This is a genomic window from Bacillota bacterium (assembly GCA_013178045.1).
Lineage (GTDB): Bacteria > Bacillota > Ch66 > Ch66 > Ch66 > Ch66.
Window position 1 is genome coordinate 299769 of record JABLXP010000001.1, and the last position, 21691, is coordinate 321459.

Consider the following 21691-nt stretch of genomic DNA (forward strand, 5'->3'; position numbering starts at 1 on the left):
TATCTGGATCATGTCAATGAGTATCTGGGTAAAATGGGGGCCATCGAACACAACCAGCGCCACGCCGACCTGGTGGCTGACCTCAGCCGGAAAATTCTACAGACGCTTGGCTATCCGACGCGAGAGGCTGAACTGGCGGCCATCGCTGGATTTTTACATGACCTGGGCAATATGGCCAACCGCTACGGTCACGGGCTGACTGGAGCGATTTTTGCTTACAACTTATTGCGGGAGATGGGGATGCCACCCGAGGAACTAGCGGTAGTGATGTCCGCGATCGGTAATCACGAAGAGAAAGCAGGGGGGCACCCAGTTACTCCGGTCGGAGCAGCGGTAATTCTGGCGGACAAATCTGATGTTCATCACACGCGTGTGCGCAAAACGGATTTGGCGCAGTTCACGCGACGTGACCGGGTGAATTACGCGGCTAGGCAATCCTTACTGGATGTCAATCCCGAGCAACGCGTAATCACCATGAAATTGATTATTGACCCGCAGATCTGTTCGGTCATGGAGTACTTTGAAATTTTTCTGGCGAAAATGATCATGTGCCGCCGGGCGGCGGCTGCTCTGCAGTGTCAGTTTGAATTGATCATCAACGACGCCAAGCTGTTATAATTTTATAGGATAAACCACGTTTATGACCGTTGTAATTTTAGGCAATACTGTTGGCAAAACAGCCATTGCGGGAGGTCAATATGGTGAAAGACCTATTTGACCGCCTGATTTCGGCCGGTGCTTGATACACCGGTCTTTTGTTTGGTAAGTTAATCTTGTATTGGGCTTGCATTACCAGAGCAAGCTTGCTATAGTTAGATTAGTTTCAAACGGTGATATACTAAAGTGGAGGGTATGGGCTATGGCTTTCGAGACGAAAATACGGCACCCTTTTGTGGATAAGCTTTTTGAGGCGATTCTGCTTTTGGAAAATGAAGAGGAGTGCTATAGATTTTTTGAGGACTTATGTACGGTGGGTGAAATTCAGGCCCTGGCTCAACGTTTAGAAGTCGCGAAAATGCTCTATGCCAACTGTACTTACACGGCGATTGCGGAAACGACCGGGGCCAGCACGGCGACTATCAGTCGGGTGAAGCGTTTTCTTAACTACGGGGCGGGCGGCTATCAACTAATCTTGCAGCGACTGTCTGAGCGAGGCTTACTAGAAAGGAAAGAGTGATTTCTGATGAATAAACTGATGTGGCCGATTCCTACCGGCCTTAAGGATCTACTACCTGAGGAAGCTAAACGGAAGCGAACTTTGGAGGCAAATCTGGCTGCTCTTTTTGAACGGTGGGGTTATGAGGAAGTGATTACTCCCACGTTTGAATATTATGAGACCCTGGCGATGGACCTGGGTAGTGAAGCGGAAGATGAGTTGTTCAAGTTTTTTGACCGTGAGGGCCGGCTGGTCGCCCTGCGTCCGGATATGACCACCCCCATCGCCAGACTGGTGGCCACCCGTCTCAGAAACAGTCCCATGCCCCTGCGCCTTTACTACTTGGCCAATGTCTTCCGTTACGAGGCCCCTCAAGCCGGCCGACAGCGGGAGTTTTATCAGGCCGGCGTGGAATTTATCGGTGAGCCGGATGCTAGGGCCGACGCTGAGGTGATTGCGCTGGCGGTTGAGGCCTTAGAGAGTAGTGGTTTACGGGACTTCCAAATCAGCCTGGGCCAGATCGAGGTCTTCAATGGGTTGATGGAAGAGACGGGGCTATCACCAGAACAGAAAAAAAAGGTCAAGGAAACCATCGCTCGCCGAAACCTGGTCGGGTTAGAGCAATTGTTGATTGAATACCGGGTCGCCACCCGACAGAGTGAATCTATTCTCCGCTTGCCTCACCTTCACGGTGGAACCGAAGTGTTTACCCAGGCCAGAAACCTCACCACCAATGTTAGAGCACAAGCGGCGTTGGATAACCTGGAGCGGGTGTTTGAACTGCTGGATGGCTATGGACAGACAAAACGGGTTTGTGTTGACCTGGGAGTGCTGCGCGGGTTTGATTATTACACGGGGGTAGTATTTGAAGGTTATACCGCTGATTTGGGCTTCCCGCTCTGCGGCGGCGGCCGGTATGACCGTTTATTAGGCAAGTTTGGTTTCGATTGCCCGGCCACCGGCTTTGCTTTAGGGTTGGAACGGCTGATCTTGTCGCTGATCAAGGGTTGACAGCTTCTCCCTTATCATGTTAGAATTGCACTATATTAATACTTTAATATGATAAAGCAGAAGGGAGAGAGCTATGGCCCGGACTGAATTAACCATCGCCTTACCGAAGGGAAAACTGTTCGAACCAACCGTTGAGCTTTTACGGCACGCCGGGCTGCCCTGGGAGGAGTTACAGGCGGAGTCCCGTCAACTGGTGTTTGACTACCCGGCTCAGGAGGTCAAGTACATTATTTGTCGACCGACCGATATTCCAACTTATGTTGAATACGGGGCGGCTGACCTGGGTGTGGTGGGGAAAGACACCATTGTTGAGCAAAACAAGGATGTTTACGAGCTGGTTGATTTAAAATTCGGCGCCTGCCGGTTTGTGGTGGCGGTACCGGCAGCGGTGGCGAAAGAAAAAGATTTAGCCAGGTTGAGTCACGCGCGGGTAGCCACCAAGTTTCCCCGGGTTGCCGCCAGCTTCTTTCGGGAAAAGGGAATCCAGGTTGAAGTCATTGAGTTGCATGGCAATATTGAACTGGCGCCGAGTGTTGGCTTGTCCGAGGCGATCGTTGATATTGTTTCCACCGGCCGCACGTTAAAAGAAAACAATTTGGTTCCTCTGGAAGATATCCTCCACGCGACGGCCCGACTGATCGCTAATCGGGTGAGTTACCGGTTGAAATATCAACGCCTCTATCCACTGGTGGAAAAGTTCAAGCAGATTATCGAAAATAAAGGGAGCGATTCGAATGCGTATCTTAAATAGTCAAGACCCGACTGTCAAAGGATTACTGAAAAAACAGGTGGCCAATATTGAGGAGATCGAGGCGCGTGTGCAGGAGATTCTTAAAGCGGTTCGTGACCAGGGGGATGAAGCGGTCTTTGCTTTTACCAGGCAGTTTGACCGGGCGCTGATTAATACCCAGAACTTTCGAGTAACAGAGGAAGAGATCAAAGAGGCCTCTACCCAGGTTGAGCCGGAAGTTTTGACGGCGATCCGGCAGGCAGCCGAGAATATCCGCCAATTTCACGAGAAACAGAAGGTGAATTCGTGGATGGAACCTGATGCCCAGGGGACAATTCTCGGGCAACTCTGTCGCCCGCTGGCTCGAGTGGGGATTTATGTGCCGGGAGGGACAGCTCCGCTGCCTTCCTCGGTTTTAATGAACGCTATTCCGGCTCAGGTGGCTGGGGTGAGGGAGATCGTGATGACGACTCCACCGCAGGCCGACGGACGGATCAATCCTTACATACTGGTGGCAGCGGCCGAAGCCGGGGTCACCGAGATTTACAAGGTCGGCGGAGCGCAGGCGGTGGCGGCGCTGGCTTACGGGACCGAATCAGTGCGCAAAGTGGACAAGATCGCGGGACCTGGGAACATCTATGTCACCATCGCGAAAAAGCTGGTTTACGGCGAAGTGGATATCGATATGCTGGCGGGGCCAAGCGAGGTGCTGGTGATCGCTGATGGAACGGCCAATCCCCGCTACGTGGCCGCAGATTTGCTGTCCCAGGCCGAGCACGATGTGCTGGCCTCGGCCATCCTGGTTACTCCTTCCACAGCCCTGGCTGAGGCAGTCCAGGTGGAGGTTGAGCGGCAACTGGCGGTCCTGAGTCGGCAAGATATCGCTTTAACGGCGATTAGAGACTACGGGGCGATTATTTTGACGACTGACCTGGCGGAGGCGGTGGAGATCGCCAACGAGTTTGCCCCGGAGCACCTGGAGCTTTTGGTGGAGCGCCCATTTGAACTCCTGGGGGGAATCAAAAACGCCGGGGCGATCTTCCTCGGGACGTATTCCCCAGAGCCAGTAGGTGACTACTGGGCCGGTCCCAACCATGTCTTACCGACCGGGGGAACGGCCAGATTCTATTCACCGTTAAGTGTCGATACCTTCATCAAGAAAAGCAGCATTATTGCCTATTCTGAAACCAGTTTCCGCCAGGGGGCGGCGGCGATTATTAAGCTGGCGATGATTGAGGGCCTGGACGCCCATGCCAACTCGGTCCGCGTCCGCCTTGATGGTTGAAAGGGGAGGAGACACGATGCTTCGTAGAGGGGAGATTGTCCGGAAAACCAGTGAGACTGACATCACCCTATCACTGAGCCTGGATGGACAGGGGGAGTGGCGTGGGAATACCAGCGTTCCCTTTCTTAATCATTTGTTGGCTGCCTTTACTCGTCACGGCCTGTTTAACCTGGAGGTGCAGGCAACCGGTGACCTGGAGGTGGATGACCACCATACGGTGGAAGATGTCGGGATCTGTTTGGGTAAAGCCCTCCGTGAGGCGCTGGGTGATAAGCGGGGAATTGTGCGGTTTGGGTCAGCCCTGGTCCCGATGGATGACGCTCTGGCTATGGTTGCCGTTGACCTCAGCGGTCGTGCTTATCTGAGCTATAATGTTAATTTACCGACGGCCATGGTGGGGACTTTCGCTACTGAACTGGTGGAAGAGTTCTGGCAAAAGTTTACCGAGCAAGCGGGGATCACGATGCACATCCGATTGCTCGAAGGTCGAAATACCCACCACATTATTGAGGCGATTTTTAAGGCGGCCGGACGGGCCTTGCGGGTGGCCTGTGAGTTTGACGCCCGGGTGCCGGGAGTCCCGTCCACCAAAGGTCAGCTCTAACTCGCTTCGACTGCGCATTTCCACCTCCATTTGAGATAGCGATTATTCTGCTTACATAGGAGGAGAACAATGATTGCGATTATTGACTATGGGATGGGCAACCTCCGTAGTGTTCATAAAGCCTTTGAAAAACTAGGGTTTCCCGCCAGAGTGACTAACGAGGCCGATGAGATTCGCTCGGCCCGTGGGGTGGTTCTCCCCGGGGTTGGGGCTTTCGGTGACGCGATGAAAAACCTGAAGCGCGAGGGTTTGCTCGAACCCATTCTGGAAGCAGTGACACAAGGCAAACCCTTTCTGGGGATCTGTCTGGGCATGCAGTTACTTTTTTCGGGGAGTGAAGAGAATGGGTGGCACGAGGGGCTGAACCTGTTGCCCGGTATTGTCCAGCGCTTACCGGCGGGATTGAAGGTACCGCACATGGGTTGGAACCAGCTCGACATCCAGCGGGATAACCCGATTGTCGCGGGGATTCCCCAGGCGTCAGCTTTTTATTTTGTCCATTCCTATTATGTTCCGGCTAAAGAACAAGATTTTATCGTGGCGATCACGGATTATGGCGTGCCTATCGCGGCGGTGGTTAGTCAAGGCAATGTGTTTGGGCTCCAGTTCCACCCGGAAAAAAGCAGCCGACTGGGACTATCGTTGTTAAAAAATTTTGGGGGGATGGTGCAAAGTGATCGTAATTCCAGCTATTGACCTGCGAGCGGGAAAATGCGTGCGATTGGTTCAGGGGAAGTTGAGTGAGGAGACAGTCTTCTCTGATCAGCCGGTAGAAATGGCGGTTACCTGGGAAGCCCTTGGGGCCCCCATGCTGCATTTGGTTGACCTGGATGGAGCCTTTGCGGGGGAACCTCGCAACCTGGAGGTGGTGCAGGAGATCGTGCGCTCAATCAACATCCCTGTTCAGCTGGGCGGCGGGATCCGGACCGTTAAAGCGGTCAGTAAGCTGCTGGAAATGGGGGTGAGCCGGGTTATTTTGGGGACTGCGGCAATCGTGAAACCCCGCCTGGTGGAGGAGGCAGTAAAAGAATTTGGCGAACAGATCGTGGTGGGGATAGATGCCAAGGATGGACTGGTCGCTATCGAGGGTTGGGAATCTACCGTAGAGAAAACCACGGTTGAACTGGCGCAGGAAATGGAGCTCCTTGGCGTTCAACGGGTGGTGTTTACTGACACCCGACGTGATGGACTGATGAAGGGACCCAACCTGGACAGCACGCGGGAACTGGCCCTGGCTGTCAAGATGAAAATCATCGCCTCGGGAGGAGTATCCTGTCTAGACGATATTCGAGCCTTGAAGCAGCTTGAGCCGCTTGGTGTCGAGGGGGTCGTCATGGGGAAAGCCCTGTATACCGGGGCGGTTCGACTGGAGGACGCCCTGGCCGTGGCTCGGGAATAGGAGGAACTGGTCACCATGTTAATGAAACGAGTTATACCCTGTCTCGATGTACACGGCGGCCGGGTGGTTAAGGGAACAAATTTTCTGAACCTGCGTGATGCGGGTAACCCGGTGGAACTGGCGGCTTACTACGACCGGGAGGGGGCGGATGAATTGGTGTTTCTGGATATCACCGCTTCGGCCGAGGGGCGAGAGACGATGATTGATGTCGTTCGCCGAACCGCTGAGGAAGTGAATATTCCCTTCACTGTCGGCGGTGGAATACGCACCCTGGAGGATATTCGTGCCCTCTTGAAGGCAGGAGCGGATAAGGTTTCGCTGAACACTTCGGCCGTTCAGCAGCCGGAACTGCTGCGCGAGGCTGCCAACAGGTATGGCAGCCAGTGCATCGTCCTGGCGGTGGATGCCCGCCGGCGGGGGCCGGACAGTTGGGAAGTGTTCATCCATGGTGGTCGGACCGCAACGGGGATTGATGTCCTCTCCTGGGTTAAGCAGGCTGAGGCCCTGGGGGTAGGGGAAATCCTGCTGACCAGCATGGACTGTGATGGAACGAAGAAGGGGTATGACCTGGAATTAACCCGGACGGTGGCGGAAGCAGTCAGTATACCGGTGATCGCTTCTGGCGGGGCCGGCGAGCTCGTCCACCTGCGGGATGTGCTTACCATCGGCAAAGCCGATGCGGCTTTAGCAGCGTCGATCTTCCACTACCAGCAGTGCACGATCCGGGAAACGAAAGAATATCTGGCCGCACAGGGGGTCTGCGTGAGAAGATGCAGTTGAAAGAAATACCAACCAGGTGGTTGAATGAACTGAAATACGATGAAAATGGGCTAATCCCGGCTATCATTCAGGACGTGCGGAATCGGGAGGTCTTGATGATGGCCTATATGGACCAGGAAGCGATCGCTAAAACTTTGACCACTGGCGAGACCTGGTTTTACAGTCGCAGTCGGAGGGAACTCTGGCACAAAGGGGGAACTTCCGGTCACCGCCAACTGGTCAAAGAGATCCGTTATGACTGTGATGCCGATACCCTGTTGATCCTGGTCGAGCAAAATGGCGGGGCCTGCCACGAGGGGTACCGGTCTTGTTTTTACCGTCAACTTACTCCCACCGGTCACCAGGAAGTTTGCCTGGAGCGAGTGTTTGACCCAGCTGAGGTCTACCGGGCGGGAGAGGCTGTAGCGCCAGAGCGGGGGATTGAGCCGGCTCTCCAGACGAATGGCAAAACAGAAACCGCGAGTGCCGAGACTATCATTGAAGAAGTCTACCAGGTGATCATGGACCGGAAACAAAACCGGCCAGAAGGCTCTTATACTGCTTATTTGTTTAACCAGGGGCAGGACAAGATCTGCAAAAAGGTCGGTGAGGAGGCCGCGGAGGTAATCATTGCCGCCAAAAACAAAAGCAAGGCCGAAATACTATACGAAATGGCCGATTTATGGTATCATACTCTTGTCTTGCTCGGTGAGCACGACATTCACCCGGCCGAAGTATTTGCCCAGCTTCGACAGCGGCGGTAGACTGTGAATTTTGGGGCTATTGTGTAGGCCGTTTGCTTAATTTTTTTGATAGCCGAATTAGATGTGGTTTTTTGGACCTGTAAGAGTGCTCCTAAAGTCTCAGGTCCTTTTACTTTATTAAAATTTAATAGTTTTTCTGGGAGTTTTGACAATACTTTGAATGTGGTTTAAATTTTCATTAGGTACAGACCTTACCTGAATCACAAAAGCACTTGAAGGAAAGGGAGTGAAAAACCTATTGCAAGTTTTTGATGGGTTTGAGAAATCAGGGTGTTTTGTGGATATACTTGCTCATTTAAATCCGGTACAGGTCGAGGCGGTTACGCACACCGAAGGGCCGCTGCTGATTCTGGCCGGCGCGGGGAGCGGCAAAACCAGGGTCCTGACCCACCGGGTGGCTTATCTGCTTCAGGTGAAGGGGGTCAACCCGGAGAATATCCTGGCGATCACTTTTACGAACAAAGCCGCAGATGAGATGAAGAATCGCCTGGGCCAATTACTGCCGGATACAGCTGGACTTTGGGTTTGCACCTTTCATGCGGCCTGCGTGCGGATTTTGCGCCAGGAAATTGAGGCTTTGGGTTGGGGAAGGAACTTTGTGATCTACGATGAAGTAGATCAGCAGAATTTGATTAAAGAGTGCCTGAAGACCTTGAATCTGGATGAAAAGCGGTTTGCGCCCCGGTCCATTGGCACGGTGATCAGCAAAGCCAAAAACCAACTTAAAAACCCAACCGTTCTAAGGCAGCACGCGGCTACTGTTTTTGAGCAAAAGGTAGCCCAAGTCTACGAAATGTATCAACGGCGGTTACGGGAGAATAATGCGCTGGACTTTGATGACCTGATCATGACCACGGTGGAACTGCTGCGCCAGCACCCGCACATCAGGGGCTACTACCAGACTAAATTCCGCTACATCATGGTGGACGAGTACCAGGATACCAACCACGCTCAGTATGTCTTGGTCAAGCTACTGGCTGAACACCATCAGAACATCTGCGTAGTTGGAGATCCCGATCAATCGATCTACGGGTGGCGAGGGGCCGACCTAACGAACATTTTGGAGTTTGAGCGAGACTACCCTGGCGCTAGATTAATTAAACTGGAGCAGAATTACCGGTCGACTCGGGTCATTCTGGAGGCGGCTAATCAAGTGGTACGCCACAACCGGGGGCGGAAGGAAAAGAGGTTGTGGACGATGAACGATCAGGGTCAGTTGCTGGTGAAGTACTGCGGAGAAGATGAACACGACGAAGCCCGGTTCGTCGCCGAGCGGATCTTGCTGACCCGGCAGAGAGAAAAAAGAAACTATCGTGATTTTGCTGTGTTTTACCGCACCCACGCCCAGTCGCGCGTGTTTGAAGAAGAACTATTGAAGTATCAGATCCCCTACAAGATGATCGGCGGAACCAAGTTTTATCAGCGAAAGGAAATCAAGGATGTGCTGGCCTATTTGCGGGTGGTGCTTAATCCTCAGGATGTTGTCAGCCTGCAGCGGGTAATTAATGTTCCGCGGCGCGGGATCGGTGATGCTTCCTGGAGCCGTTTAACCCAGTATGCGAGGGAAAATGGCCTCAGCCTCTACGCAGCGATGGCCGGGGTGGAGCAGATCCCTGAACTGGCTGTACGGGTCAAGAGCGCGTTCCGCGGCTTTTACCAACTAATCGAATACTTGCGGAAATTCAGTGAGGGGCACAGTGTCACGGCCCTGGTGGAAGAATTATTAGAGCGGAGCGAATACCGGCGCGAACTTGTGGAGGAAAGAACACCGGAGGCTGAAACGCGCCTGGAGAATCTGAACGAGTTTTTATCGGTGACTAAGGAATTTGACCGGCGTGAGCCCGGTGGCAGTTTGTCGGATTTTCTCACCGGAATTTCCCTGATCACCGATCTGGATGATTATGAGGAACAGGAAGATGCGGTGGTGCTGATGACTCTCCACGGCGCCAAGGGCTTGGAGTTTCCAGTGGTCTTTCTGACGGGTATGGAGGAGGGAATATTTCCGCATTCCCGTGCCCTGTTTGAGGCAGAAGAACTGGAAGAGGAACGTCGCCTGTGCTATGTTGGGATTACCCGGGCCCGGGAAAAGCTGTATCTGACGCATGCCTGGGTGAGGAACCTGTATGGCCGGCAGATGTCCAACCTGGTGTCCCGGTTCATTCAGGAAATCCCGCCACATTTAATTACCGAACAAGACCCGTTGACGACCCTGCAGGTGGTCGCTTCACCGGCGCCGGTCGAAAAAGAGGGGAGAGAGCCGAGTCGACAGCCAGTTCAGTCGGGACCGCGGCGAAACAGCTTCCCACTGCACCACGCGGTGACACAGGCACCAGCGAATAACCAGCCCGGTTCGGTATTCCCGGTATACCGGGTGGGCGACCGGGTGAACCACCGCAAATGGGGCCCCGGCGTTGTGGTTCAGGTTAAGGGAGAAGGTGAGGAATCCCAGGTGGCGGTAGCCTTCCCTGAACTGGGGATCAAGAATTTACTGCTAAAGTATGCCCCATTAGAAAAAATATAATGGGAGTGAGCTTATGGAAAGACCAATCTACGTAATTGGACACACCCACCCCGACACGGATGCGATTTGTTCTGCTCTGGCCTATGCTGACCTAAAAAAAACACTTGGGCTGCGCGAGGTGATCGCGTGCCGGGCAGGGAACATTAAGGCCGGCACCCGCTGGGTCCTGGAACAATTTGGCTGTAGCGAACCGCTGTTGCTGGAGGATGTACGCACTCGCGTTGCAGATATGGTTGATCCTCAGGTGGTCAGCGTTACGCCGGCGACTACCCTGCGCGAAATTGGTTATCTAATTAAACACCAGAAGGTTAAGACCATCCCCGTGGTGGACGACCAGAACCACCTGTTGGGATTGGTGACTGTCGGCGACATTGCACAAAAATACATGGATGAATTAGCGGATGAAGGTTCTCCAGATATCGAGGAACGGGTCAAACGCATCCGGAGAACAAAAGTCAATGAGATTATGCGCAAGGATGCCCTGATCTTTTTTGAAGGTAGTGAACTGGCTGATGATGCCCGTAAGGTAATGCTGGAAACCCGTTACCGCAATTACCCGGTGGTTGATGATCAGCACCACCTGCTGGGGGTTGTCTCCCGCTACCATTTGCTGGCTTTAAGTCGGAAGAAAGTGATTCTGGTTGATCATAACGAGCGGGGCCAGGCCGTTAATGGGATTGAAGAGGCCCAGATTTTGGAGATTATTGACCATCACCGTCTGGGGGACCTCCAGACGGGTGAACCGATCTACATCCGCAACGAACCGGTGGGGAGTACCAGTACCATTGTCGCCGGGATGTATTGGGAGAACGAACTGGAACCGACTCAGGCAGTAGCCGGCATCCTGTGTGCCGGTATCATCGCGGATACTCTGCTGTTCAAGTCGCCGACCTGTACTTTACGTGACCGACAAACCGCTTATCGGCTGGCTGCCCTGGCCGGGGTACAGGTGGAACAATTCGGACGGGAAATGTTTAAGGCCAGTTCATCCCTCATTGGGCTGACGCCCCAGGAAATCTTTTACCAGGATTTCAAGGAGTTCCGCATAGGCGATCAATTGGTGGGGATAAGTCAGATCGAAACAATTGATATGGAACGGGTCGAAAAGATCAAGCCTGATTTATTGGAAGTTATGGAAGAAGCCAGACGCAACAGAAATTATGACCTGGTGCTTTTAATGTTAACCGATGTTTTACAGGAGGGTTCGGAACTACTGGTTGTCGGGTCTAACCCCGCGCGCGTCGCCCAAGCCCTGGGAGGGACAATGTCCGATGAGCGGCTGTATTTACCCGGGGTAATTTCCCGTAAGAAGCAGATCGTACCACCACTGGTTAAATTCTTTACACGGTAAGCGGGAGGTGAAAAGCGTGTCCACGTCCTTGGATGGAGCTAGGAGGCGAGCAGAAGAATTACGTCGGCTCATCAGTGAACACGACTATTACTATTATGTGCTTGATCAACCCCGGATCTCCGACGCGGAGTACGATGCTCTGCTGCAGGAGTTAATCGAGCTTGAGCAGACTTATCCCGAACTCATTACTCCCTCTTCACCCACCCAGCGGGTGGGCGGTCGCCCAGCGGAAGGGTTTCGCCCGGTCCGGCACCGGCAACCCCTGCTCAGTCTGGCAAACGCTTTTGGGGCAGATGATTTAAAAGAGTTTGACCAGCGGGTTCGCCAGGTGGTTGGGCCCGTGGATTACGTGGTAGAGCCGAAAATTGATGGCTTGACCGTGGCTCTGGTCTACCAGGATGGACAGTTGTTGACGGGTGCGACACGGGGGGACGGCGAGGTGGGAGAGGACATTACAGCCAACCTGAAAACCGTACGGACGGTCCCGCTCACGTTGCGGCGCAATTTGCCCCGCCTGGAGGTGCGTGGTGAGGCTTACATGACCAAAGAGGCTTTTGTGCGGCTGAATGAAGAGCGGGAGGCCCAGGGAGAGCCGACTTTTGCCAATCCCCGGAATGCGGCAGCAGGTTCTTTGCGGCAGCTTGACCCCAGAGTAACCGCGGCGCGGGCCTTGAATGTCTTTGTTTACGCCTTAATGTACAGCGAGGGGCTTGAAGTGGCCACGCACGACGAGAGCTTAAATATTTTGGCTGAGCTAGGCTTTGTGGTTATTCCATACCGGCGGGTATGTACGACGATTGACGAGGTGATCGATCTGTGCCAGGAGTGGACAGACCGCCGGCACGAGTTGCCTTTTGAGATTGACGGCCTGGTGATTAAGGTTAATTCTTTCTCGCAGCAGAATGACCTGGGTGCCACCTCGAAGACCCCACGCTGGGCAATTGCCTACAAGTTTCCAGCCGAACAGGCGATCACGGTGATCGAAGACATCATTATTCGGGTCGGCCGGACGGGGGTCTTGACACCCACAGCTATTCTAAAGCCCGTACGGCTGGCGGGCTCCACGGTCAGTCGGGCGACCCTGCATAACGAAGATGTGATTCGGGAGAAAGACGTGCGGATTGGCGATACGGTGGTGGTGCAGAAGGCGGGTGACGTTATCCCAGAAGTAGTTGAGGTCTGCCGGGAACGGCGCCAGGGGCAGGAGCGGCCCTTTACCATGCCGGTCGTTTGTCCCGAGTGCCGGGCACCGGTCATCCGACTGCCAGGGGAGGCGGCTGCTCGCTGTACGGGGACAAACTGCCCGGCCCAATTGCGGGAGGGGATCATCCACTTTGTATCCCGGGACGCGATGAACATTGAAGGTTTGGGGCCAGCGGCTATCAGCCAGTTGATCGCGTCTGGCCTGATCAAGGACGCGGCCGACCTCTATTACCTTGATCGCGGTGAACTGTTGAAACTGGAGCGGATGGGCGAAAAATCAGCGGATAACCTACTCGCCGCGATCGAGCAGAGTAAGCACAACTCGCTGGCGCAACTGATTTTTGCTCTCGGCATCAGACACGTTGGGCAGCGGGCGGCCAGAATCCTCGCGCGGCAGTTTGGCTCGCTGGAGCGGCTCCAGGCGGCCACCTATGAAGAGTTGACTGGTATCCCGGAAATCGGGAGTAAAATCGCGGAGAGCGTGTGTAATTTCTTTGCCCAGGAGCAGAACCGGGTTGTGCTGGAAAAACTGAAACGGGCCGGCGTCGACCCACGAGAAAGACAAACGAAAGATTTGCCCCAGCTTCTGGCCGGAAAACAGTTTGTCCTCACTGGGGGTCTGGAGACGCTGACCCGGAAAGAAGCAGAGGCCTTGATCGAGCAACTCGGAGGAAAAGTATCTTCCAGTGTCAGCCGTAAGACCGACTACGTAGTGGTGGGCGCTGACCCCGGGGCAAAATACGATAAAGCGGTGGCCTTGGGAATTACTATTTTGCACGAAGATGAGTTTCTTGAGCTGGTTAAGTCTAGTAAAATAAGATAAAAATTTTTAAAGACCATTTTAATTTTATATTCTGAGGTAATCGCTAATGAGCAGTATTTATGTCTGGTTGCTGGGGACAACTGATCTGTTTGTTAAGTATGGTAGTGTTGGTCTGTTTCTGCTGGCCTTTGCCGAGTCATCCTTCTTTCCCATTCCACCAGATCTCGTTTTAATCCCGCTGGCGTTAATTTCACCCCGCCGGGCGCTCTGGTATGCCCTGGTCTGCACGACCGCTTCTGTTGTCGGGGGGGTTTTTGGCTATTTGATCGGACGGTACGCCGGCTACCCCCTGCTGCGCAAAGTGGCTTCACTCCAGCGCATCCAACAGATTGAAGACATATTTGCCCGCTACGGCGGTTGGGGGGTAGCGATCGCGGGTTTCACCCCGATCCCTTATAAGCTGTTTACCATTGCCGCCGGGGTGTTCCGCATGCGGCAGACGGAGTTTGTCCTGGCCTCTATTGTTGGCCGGGGCTTGCGGTTTTTTCTCGAAGGTTGGCTGCTCATGGTTTACGGGCAAGCGATCCTGGACTTTTTAGCGAAGTATTTTGAACTGCTGACGTTCGGTCTGACGATTCTCCTGGTGATGCTCTACCTTGGTTTGTCCCGGCTCAGGAAAGCAGTTGGCTTATCCCGTCGCGTCGACCAGCAAGTAGGCCAGCTCAAAGATTGGGTTAATGCCTGGTGGCTGAAATGCATTGTTCCGCTGGGTAAGCTGGGCACCTATGTACTGGTTGGTTTGAGTTTAGCGGGCTTTTTTCTCCTGTTACTGGCCAAGTTGATCGAAGACTTACTCGGGAATGAGTTGGGATATTTCGACCAGTTAATCACCGCCGGCATCACCAGTTTGCGGACTGAACCCTTGACTGAGTTGATGAAACTCTTGACTACATTGGGCTCACCTGGTTTGTTAGTGCCGGCGGCCTTGGTGCTGGGCCTGACTTTTATCTTCTGGTTCCGTCATGTCTGGGAAGCCGTAACCTTCTGGTTATGCCTGTTGGGAGCCTGGGGTTTAATCGAACTGCTCAAAGAATTATTTGCTCGTCCCCGTCCCGCGGGTGTGCCGCTGATTGAGGCTGCCGGCTACAGTTTTCCCAGTGGCCACTCGCTGCTGGCCATGGTGTTTTATGGTTTTTTAATTTATGTTTCGTGGTTAAAGGTTCAGAACCTCAATCTCCGGCTAATCTTAACCGTATTTTTGTCCCTGTTGATCCTGGGCGTAGGCGTCAGCCGAGTTTACCTGGGGGTGCATTATCCCAGTGATGTGTTGGGCGGATTTGCGGCCGGCGGATTCTGGTTGATCAGTTTTATCTTGGGTTCCCAGGGACTCCGTCACCGCCGAAGGCGTCCCTTCATCGTTAATTAAAGAGCAAATTCCTGGTTAGTTGCGAGCATTTACCCAATTTGTTATAATGGGAAAATAATGCAGAAAGCTGGTGAAAACGGTGCTGATTTCCAAACAAGAGGTCGAACATGTGGCTCTTTTGGCCCGTCTGGAACTGACCGAGGAAGAAAAAGAGCGTTACACTTCCCAACTCAACGTTATCCTTGAGCATGTCAGGAAACTCAACCGTCTGGATACCAGTCAGGTTGAACCGATGGCGCATGTTTTACCTTTACAGAATGTCTTCCGGGAGGACGTGATCCAGGAATCGATGGACCGTGACCTGGTTTTGCAAAATGCCCCCGCCCGTGAAGGTGGGACCTTTAAGGTGCCGCGCATCATCTAGGAAGGGGAGGTTCATAGGTTGGAATTATATGAAATGACAATTCATGAACTGCACGCGCTGCTTCGCTCACGCCAGGTGAGCGCGACCGAAATTGTTGAATCGGTCTATAACCGGATCAACCAAGTCGAGGGTGTGATTCAGTCTTACGTCACCTTAAATAAAAACAAGGCCCTGGAGATGGCCCGGCTTGTTGACACGAGTCTGTACAACGGTGATGACCTGCCGCCATTGGCGGGGATTCCGATGGGTTTGAAAGATAATATATGTACGAAGGGAATCCCGACCACCTGTTCTTCACGGATCCTGCAAAATTTTGTGCCGCCGTACGACGCTACGGTCACCGAAAAATTGGCCGCGGTGAATGCGGTCCTGGTAGGGAAGCTCAATATGGATGAGTTTGCCATGGGGTCTTCAACGGAAAACTCCGGTTTTTTCCCGACCCGCAATCCCTGGGACCCGCAAACGGTTCCCGGGGGTTCAAGCGGTGGGCCAGCCGCCGCTGTCGCGGCGGACGAACTGATCTATTCATTAGGGTCTGATACGGGTGGTTCGGTCCGGCAGCCGGCGGCCTTTTGCGGCGTGGTCGGACTAAAGCCGACCTATGGCCGGGTGTCCCGCTACGGGCTGGTGGCTTTTGCCTCGTCTTTGGACCAGATTGGACCGATTACCAAGGATGTCCAGGACTGTGCCCTGGTGATGAACGTGATCAGCGGACACGACCCTAAGGATTCTACTTCTGCACCGGTAGATGTGCCTGACTTTACGCGGTATCTGGTGAATGACATCAAGGGTTTACGGGTGGGGATCCCCTGCGAATACTTCGCGGAAGGGATTGATCCCGGGGTCAAGGAGACCGTTAAACAGGCCCTGCTGAAGCTTGAGGAGTTAGGGGCGATCTGTGAGGAGACATCATTGCCCCATACCGAGTACGCTTTATCCGCCTACTACATCATCGCGCCGGCAGAAGCCAGTTCCAACCTGGCGCGTTACGATGGCGTTCGTTATGGTTATCGTTCAGAGACGTCTCCCGATCTTGTGACGATGTTTCAGAAAACCCGGCAGGAGGGGTTTGGCCCGGAGGTCAAACGCCGGATCATGCTGGGGACATACGCGCTCAGTGCCGGCTATTACGACGCCTATTACGTCAAAGCCCTCAAGGTCAGGACCCTGATCAAGCAGGATTTTGACCGGGCGTTTGCCAGGTTCGATGTGCTCGTTTCACCGACGGGGCCGACTACAGCTTTCCGGTTTGGCGAGAAAGTGGAGAACCCGCTGGCCATGTACATGTCAGACATTTGTACCATCCCCGTTAACCTGGCGGGCATTCCCGCGATTTCGCTCCCCTGCGGCTTCCAGAACGGTCTGCCGGTCGGATTGCATATCATGGGCAAACCTTTTGACGAGGGGACGTTGCTGCGTGTGGCTTACACCTATGAGCAGAATACCGACTGGCACAAGCAGAAGCCAGTGCTCAAGGGGGTGAAATAATGGGCGTGATGGATTTTGAAGCGGTGATTGGGCTGGAGGTTCATGCCGAGTTAAAAACAAACTCCAAGATCTTTTGTTCCTGCACAACTGCCTTTGGCGGCGAACCGAACACTCATGTCTGCCCAGTTTGTCTGGGCCTTCCCGGGGTCTTACCGGTCTTGAATAAAAAGGTGGTTGAATTTGCTATCCGGGCAGGAATAGCGCTCAATTGTGAGATCGCCGAGTTCAGCAAGTTTGACCGTAAGAATTACTACTATCCCGACTTGCCGAAGAACTACCAAATTTCTCAGTACGACCTGCCCATTGCCAAAAATGGTTATCTGACCATTGAGGTTGGCGGTCAGGAAAAGCGGATCGGGATCACCCGCATCCACATGGAGGAGGACGCTGGTAAACTGGTTCACTCTGGGGCAACGATTGCCCAGTCCCCATACTCTTATGTGGACTATAACCGGACCGGAGTGCCCCTGATCGAAATTGTATCTGAACCGGATCTCCGCTCGGCGGAAGAGGCCCGGGTTTACATGGAGAAACTGAAGGCGATTCTCCAGTACATTGGTGTTTCCGACTGTAAGATGGAAGAGGGTTCCCTGCGGTGTGATGCCAATATCTCACTGCGGCCGGCCGGGAGCCAGGAGTTTGGTACCAAGACCGAAGTCAAGAATATGAACTCGTTCCGCGCCCTCCAGCGGGCGATCGAATACGAGATCGAACGTCAGGCGGATATTTTACGGGAAGGCGGTCGGATTATCCAGGAAACGCGGTCCTGGGACGAGGGCAAAGGGATTACAGTCTCGATGCGGAGTAAAGAAGAAGCCCACGATTATCGGTATTTCCCCGAACCTGACTTGGTGCCCTTGGTGATCAGCCGAGAATGGGTTGACGAAGTGGGGCGAGTGCTGCCGGAACTACCTGACGCCCGGCGGGCCCGGTTTATTGAACAGTACGGGCTGCCGGCTTACGACGCCGGCGTGTTAACCAGTTCCCGGCAGTTGGCTGATTTCTTTGATGAATGCTGCCGGATGTACCGGGAGCCGAAAACGGTCAGTAACTGGGTGATGGGCGAACTGCTGCGTTGTTTAAATGCTCAGGGGTTAGAAATCGAAGATTCGCTAATTCGGCCAGCCCACCTGGTGGAGTTGCTTAATCTGATCGACAAAGGCACGATCAGTGGCAAGATTGCCAAAACCGTCTTTGAAGAGATGTTTGCTACCGGCAAGCGGCCCGAGCAGATTGTGCAGGAAAAGGGCCTTGTGCAGATCACTGACGAGGGTGCCATCGCCGACATCGTGGATCGAGTCCTGGCGGCCAATCCCCAGGTGGTTGCCGATTATCGTCAGGGTAAGGAAAAGGCCCTAGGCTTCTTGGTAGGCCAGGTGATGAAGGAGACGAAGGGTAAAGCCAATCCAGCCCTGGTCAATCAATTGCTCAAGGAAAGGCTCTAGAAAAAACAAAATGTATAAATATGTCACTGTGACGAAAAAACATACAAGAGAACACCAGTATTAGCTGGTGTTCTCTTGTATGTATACATAATTCTTTTTAAAAATTTATGCATCTAGGCAGGAATTAATGAATACCCATAGAATTATATAGCTCTATTATTACCGGCAGAAGATTTCCTGAAGTTCCGCTGATTGACCAGAGGTCGGCGATAATGGTCGGCCGGCCGGGAAACTTGTTAAAGGGGGTGAGGGCACCAGAAAGGGTAAAAATTCAGAGAAAAAAAGAGCGGCATTATCTCAACTTCGGACGTAACAGGTCTGGCAAACCTGGTGCTGATTCCCAGGTGAGGGCATGCAAGTAAAGCTATACTGCTCCGCAAAACAGTGGTTTCCATGGAAGGATGGGTTTGGCTGAGGTCAACCTATTTCTCTATTTTAATGGGGTCCATTGTACAGTAGGCAAAATATCAAAAAGAAAGGAATGAGTGTTTATGACCAATGGAATTAAGATTGTCGATACGACCTTGCGCGATGGCGAGCAGACAGCCGGCGTAGTATTTGCCAATAAAGAAAAAATTCAAATTGCCAAGTTCCTCGATGAACTGGGGGTGCACCAAATTGAGGCCGGTATTGCCGTAATGGGCGGTGATGAGAAAGAAGCCCTTAAGGAGATTTGTAAGCTCGGCCTGAAAGCCAGTATTATGGGTTGGAACCGGGCGGTCATTTCGGATATTCAGGAATCCATCGACTGCGGGGTTGATGCGGTCGCCATTTCGATTTCGACTTCGGATATCCATATCAAGTATAAGCTGCAGACTACCCGGGAGGATGTCCTGGAGCGCATGGTGGAAGCGACCGAATATGCTAAGAAACAGGGCATGTATGTATCAGTCAACGCCGAGGATGCTTCGCGCAGTGACATGGAGTTTCTGGTGCGGTTCGCACAGGAGGCCAAGAAGGCCGGGGCCGATCGGCTTCGCTACTGTGACACTGTGGGGATTCTTGAGCCCTTTACCACTTATGAGCGGGTTAAGACCCTCATCGAGGCGACTGGACTGGATGTCGAAATGCACACCCACAATGATTTTGGGATGGCGACCGCGAATGCACTAGCGGGAGTACGCGCGGGGGCGAAGTACATTGGCGTCACGGTCGGCGGATTGGGTGAACGGGCTGGCAATGCTGCTTTAGAGGAAGTGGTGATGGCCTTGAAGCACATTGCTAACATTGATCTGAACTTTAAAACAGAAAAATTCAGAGAAATTGCTGAGTATGTGGCCCGGGCGTCAGGTCGGCAGCTCCATCCCGCTAAGCCGATCGTCGGTTCAAATATGTTTGCTCACGAGTCAGGCATTCACGGGGACGGGGTTCTCAAGAACCCGCATACTTATGAAGCCTTCCTGCCGGAAGAAGTTGGTCTGCAGCGTCAAATCGTGATTGGTAAGCACTCGGGTTCGGCGGCGTTGATCTCTAAGTTTAGAGAATACGGGATTGAACTCCTTCCCGAGGATGCGGAACAACTGCTGGTGAAGGTTCGGGCGGCGGCGGTTGACCTGAAACGGTCGCTATTTGACAAGGAACTGGTGTACCTGTACGAAGACTTTTTAAAAGAGAGAGGGAAATAACTTGGGAAAAACACTTGCGGAAAAGATCTTAAGCAACCATAGCGGTCAGGATGTTTACGCCAATGATATTGTGGTGGCTGATGTTGATTACGTCATGGGCCAGGATGGTACTTCGCCGCTGGCGATCCAGGCTTTCCAGGAGATGCAGGGCCGGACCGTTTTTGATCCCGCGAAGGTCGCTTTTGTGATTGACCACAGCGCCCCCAGCCCGCTGGAAGGTGTTTCTGCCCTACATAAGCTGATGCGGGAATTTGCTCATGTCCAGGGAATGACCTTGTTCGATGTCGGTGAGGGGGTCTGCCACCAGTTGATTCCAGAAAAAGGCCATGTTGGCCCAGGGGCGTTGGTGGTTGGGGCCGATTCCCATACCTGTACTTATGGGGCCCTCAATGCCTTTTCCACCGGCGTGGGTTCAACGGATCTAGCCGCGGCGATGATTTCTGGTAAGCTCTGGTTTAAAGTCCCGGAAACTTTCCGCTTTGTCTGTCACGGACGACTGCCGAAAGGTGTTTATTCGAAAGACCTGATCTTGTACCTGATCGGTGATGTCACCGCTGACGGAGCGACCTACATGGCGGCCGAGTATGTGGGGGAGGCGATTACTGACCTATCCGTCGAGGCCCGGTTTACCATCGCCAATATGGCCATTGAGATGGGAGCCAAGGCGGGCCTGATGGAGGCTGACGAAAAAACCCTGGCCTGGGTGGCTGCCCATAGCCGGAAGAAGTTCACGCCAGTGACGGCGGATCCTGACGCGGTTTACGCGCGGGTCAAGGAATACGATGTGTCGAATCTGGAACCCCAGGTGGCCCGGCCCCACACGGTTGACAACGTGGTGCCGGTGGCCGAAGTGGCTGGGGTGGAGATTCAGCAGGCGGTAATCGGGACCTGTACCAATGGCCGCCTGGAAGACCTGACGATCGCGGCCGAAATCTTGCGCGGGCGTAAGGTGAAACCAGGGGTGAGGCTGATCGTGGCCCCAGCCTCACGGCAGGTCATGTTGGACGCGATTAAGACGGGGGTGCTGACTACCCTGATCGAGGCTGGCGCCGCGGTAGTCACTCCTGGTTGCGGCCCGTGTGTGGGGACCCACAACGGGGTGCCGTCCGACGGGGAGAACGTGATCTCGACCGCTAACCGTAATTTTAAAGGACGGATGGGCAACAACAAGGCCTTCATTTACCTGGCCTCGCCAGCCACGGTGGCGGCCTCGGCCGTCACCGGTAAGATCACTGACCCGCGGGAGTTTATCAAGTAGGGATAGTTAATCAATACGGAAGGTGACAGACGTGAAGTTTCAAGGTAAATGTTTCAAATTCGGTAACGATGTAAATACCGACTACATCATCTCGGGTAAATATAAATTTAAAACCCTGGACATGAAGGAATTGGCCAAACACGTCATGGAAGACCTGGACCCGGATTTTTCGGCTAAAGTTAAACCCGGTGACTTTATCGTCGCTGGAACCAACTTCGGTTGTGGTTCTTCGCGTGAACAGGCACCCTGGGCGATTATTTACGCCGGTGTCAGTGCAGTTTTAGCTAAATCGTTTGCCCGCCTGTTTTACCGCAATGCCATTAATACTGGCTTGCCGCTGGTCGAGTGTGATACGGACCAGATTGACCCCGGCGATGAACTGGAGGTTGACCTGGAAAAGGGGATCATCAACAATCTGACCCAGGGGACAACTATTCCCATTAAGCCGTTACCGAGGGTCATGCTGAAAATCTTGGCTGACGGGGGATTGGCGGCGCATTTTCAAAAGTATGGGACCTTTAACTTTGACTAGAGGTGAC

The 21691-nt window shown here is 53.4% G+C and carries 20 protein-coding genes; all 20 read left to right on the top strand.

Annotated features, from left to right (window positions below):
* Window positions 1-33 precede the first annotated feature (33 nt).
* The gene (locus HPY81_01555) at window positions 34-618 is read left to right on the top strand and encodes an HD domain-containing protein (protein ID NPV26146.1); all 585 of its coding nucleotides are present in this window, start codon (window positions 34-36) and stop codon (window positions 616-618) included.
* A gap of 241 nt (window positions 619-859) precedes the next feature.
* A complete protein-coding gene (locus tag HPY81_01560; protein NPV26147.1) occupies window positions 860-1177 on the top strand; it encodes a hypothetical protein in 318 nt (105 codons plus the stop codon).
* Between the two features lie 6 nt (window positions 1178-1183).
* Window positions 1184-2167: an ATP phosphoribosyltransferase regulatory subunit gene (gene hisZ / locus HPY81_01565; GenBank protein NPV26148.1), complete on the top strand. Its 984-nt coding sequence runs from the start codon at window positions 1184-1186 to the stop codon at window positions 2165-2167.
* A gap of 73 nt (window positions 2168-2240) precedes the next feature.
* The gene (locus HPY81_01570; GenBank protein NPV26149.1) at window positions 2241-2918 is read left to right on the top strand and encodes an ATP phosphoribosyltransferase; all 678 of its coding nucleotides are present in this window, start codon (window positions 2241-2243) and stop codon (window positions 2916-2918) included.
* Window positions 2902-4182 carry a histidinol dehydrogenase gene (gene hisD / locus HPY81_01575; GenBank protein ID NPV26150.1) on the top strand — a complete coding sequence of 427 codons (1281 nt, stop codon included), beginning with the start codon at window positions 2902-2904 and terminating at the stop codon, window positions 4180-4182. The genes HPY81_01570 and hisD overlap by 17 nt, the downstream gene beginning before the upstream one ends.
* A gap of 16 nt (window positions 4183-4198) precedes the next feature.
* Window positions 4199-4786: an imidazoleglycerol-phosphate dehydratase HisB gene (gene hisB, locus HPY81_01580; protein NPV26151.1), complete on the top strand. Its 588-nt coding sequence runs from the start codon at window positions 4199-4201 to the stop codon at window positions 4784-4786.
* Window positions 4787-4855: 69 nt separating this feature from the next.
* Window positions 4856-5482, top strand: a complete 627-nt coding sequence (gene hisH, locus HPY81_01585; protein NPV26152.1) for an imidazole glycerol phosphate synthase subunit HisH — start codon at window positions 4856-4858, stop codon at window positions 5480-5482.
* Complete coding sequence (hisA, locus tag HPY81_01590) at window positions 5460-6185, top strand: 1-(5-phosphoribosyl)-5-[(5-phosphoribosylamino)methylideneamino]imidazole-4-carboxamide isomerase (protein ID NPV26153.1); 726 nt, start codon at window positions 5460-5462, stop codon at window positions 6183-6185. Before hisH ends, hisA begins: the two co-directional genes overlap by 23 nt.
* 15 nt (window positions 6186-6200) lie before the next feature.
* On the top strand, window positions 6201-6965 hold the full coding sequence (gene hisF / locus HPY81_01595; protein ID NPV26154.1) for an imidazole glycerol phosphate synthase subunit HisF: 765 nt from the start codon (window positions 6201-6203) through the stop codon (window positions 6963-6965).
* The gene (locus HPY81_01600; protein ID NPV26155.1) at window positions 6956-7708 is read left to right on the top strand and encodes a bifunctional phosphoribosyl-AMP cyclohydrolase/phosphoribosyl-ATP diphosphatase HisIE; all 753 of its coding nucleotides are present in this window, start codon (window positions 6956-6958) and stop codon (window positions 7706-7708) included. The genes hisF and HPY81_01600 overlap by 10 nt, the downstream gene beginning before the upstream one ends.
* A gap of 277 nt (window positions 7709-7985) precedes the next feature.
* Window positions 7986-10229 (top strand): DNA helicase PcrA, encoded by a 2244-nt coding sequence (gene pcrA, locus HPY81_01605; GenBank protein ID NPV26156.1) that lies wholly within the window; start codon window positions 7986-7988, stop codon window positions 10227-10229.
* A 13-nt stretch (window positions 10230-10242) separates the two neighbouring features.
* Window positions 10243-11580: a putative manganese-dependent inorganic diphosphatase gene (locus HPY81_01610; GenBank protein NPV26157.1), complete on the top strand. Its 1338-nt coding sequence runs from the start codon at window positions 10243-10245 to the stop codon at window positions 11578-11580.
* 16 nt (window positions 11581-11596) lie between these two features.
* A complete protein-coding gene (gene ligA, locus HPY81_01615) occupies window positions 11597-13606 on the top strand; it encodes an NAD-dependent DNA ligase LigA (GenBank protein NPV26158.1) in 2010 nt (669 codons plus the stop codon).
* 46 nt (window positions 13607-13652) lie between these two features.
* Window positions 13653-14972 carry a phosphatase PAP2 family protein gene (locus HPY81_01620; protein NPV26159.1) on the top strand — a complete coding sequence of 440 codons (1320 nt, stop codon included), beginning with the start codon at window positions 13653-13655 and terminating at the stop codon, window positions 14970-14972.
* 82 nt (window positions 14973-15054) lie between these two features.
* Window positions 15055-15336: an Asp-tRNA(Asn)/Glu-tRNA(Gln) amidotransferase subunit GatC gene (gene gatC, locus HPY81_01625; GenBank protein ID NPV26160.1), complete on the top strand. Its 282-nt coding sequence runs from the start codon at window positions 15055-15057 to the stop codon at window positions 15334-15336.
* 18 nt (window positions 15337-15354) lie between these two features.
* A complete protein-coding gene (gatA, locus tag HPY81_01630) occupies window positions 15355-16824 on the top strand; it encodes an Asp-tRNA(Asn)/Glu-tRNA(Gln) amidotransferase subunit GatA (protein NPV26161.1) in 1470 nt (489 codons plus the stop codon).
* Window positions 16825-16832: 8 nt separating this feature from the next.
* Window positions 16833-18269 carry an Asp-tRNA(Asn)/Glu-tRNA(Gln) amidotransferase subunit GatB gene (gatB, locus tag HPY81_01635; GenBank protein ID NPV26162.1) on the top strand — a complete coding sequence of 479 codons (1437 nt, stop codon included), beginning with the start codon at window positions 16833-16835 and terminating at the stop codon, window positions 18267-18269.
* A gap of 491 nt (window positions 18270-18760) precedes the next feature.
* Entirely contained in the window at window positions 18761-19894 is a 1134-nt protein-coding gene (gene nifV / locus HPY81_01640) for a homocitrate synthase (protein NPV26163.1), read from the top strand.
* A 1-nt stretch (window position 19895) separates the two neighbouring features.
* Complete coding sequence (locus HPY81_01645) at window positions 19896-21152, top strand: 3-isopropylmalate dehydratase large subunit (GenBank protein ID NPV26164.1); 1257 nt, start codon at window positions 19896-19898, stop codon at window positions 21150-21152.
* Between the two features lie 31 nt (window positions 21153-21183).
* Window positions 21184-21684: a 3-isopropylmalate dehydratase small subunit gene (locus tag HPY81_01650; protein NPV26165.1), complete on the top strand. Its 501-nt coding sequence runs from the start codon at window positions 21184-21186 to the stop codon at window positions 21682-21684.
* The last annotated feature ends 7 nt before the right edge of the window (window positions 21685-21691 follow it).

Bases quoted from the DNA above. Each gene is read 5' to 3' on its own strand.
- HPY81_01620 (NPV26159.1), top strand. From the start codon at position 13,653: ATGAGCAGTATTTATGTCTGGTTGCTGGGGACAACTGATCTGTTTGTT.
- HPY81_01610 (NPV26157.1), top strand. From the start codon at position 10,243: ATGGAAAGACCAATCTACGTAATTGGACACACCCACCCCGACACGGAT.
- HPY81_01560 (NPV26147.1), top strand. From the start codon at position 860: ATGGCTTTCGAGACGAAAATACGGCACCCTTTTGTGGATAAGCTTTTT.
- hisH (NPV26152.1), top strand. From the start codon at position 4,856: ATGATTGCGATTATTGACTATGGGATGGGCAACCTCCGTAGTGTTCAT.
- HPY81_01555 (NPV26146.1), top strand. From the start codon at position 34: ATGGGGGCCATCGAACACAACCAGCGCCACGCCGACCTGGTGGCTGAC.
- nifV (NPV26163.1), top strand. From the start codon at position 18,761: ATGACCAATGGAATTAAGATTGTCGATACGACCTTGCGCGATGGCGAG.
- HPY81_01570 (NPV26149.1), top strand. From the start codon at position 2,241: ATGGCCCGGACTGAATTAACCATCGCCTTACCGAAGGGAAAACTGTTC.
- hisF (NPV26154.1), top strand. From the start codon at position 6,201: ATGTTAATGAAACGAGTTATACCCTGTCTCGATGTACACGGCGGCCGG.
- HPY81_01600 (NPV26155.1), top strand. From the start codon at position 6,956: ATGCAGTTGAAAGAAATACCAACCAGGTGGTTGAATGAACTGAAATAC.
- hisZ (NPV26148.1), top strand. From the start codon at position 1,184: ATGAATAAACTGATGTGGCCGATTCCTACCGGCCTTAAGGATCTACTA.
- hisD (NPV26150.1), top strand. From the start codon at position 2,902: ATGCGTATCTTAAATAGTCAAGACCCGACTGTCAAAGGATTACTGAAA.
- hisB (NPV26151.1), top strand. From the start codon at position 4,199: ATGCTTCGTAGAGGGGAGATTGTCCGGAAAACCAGTGAGACTGACATC.
- gatB (NPV26162.1), top strand. From the start codon at position 16,833: ATGGATTTTGAAGCGGTGATTGGGCTGGAGGTTCATGCCGAGTTAAAA.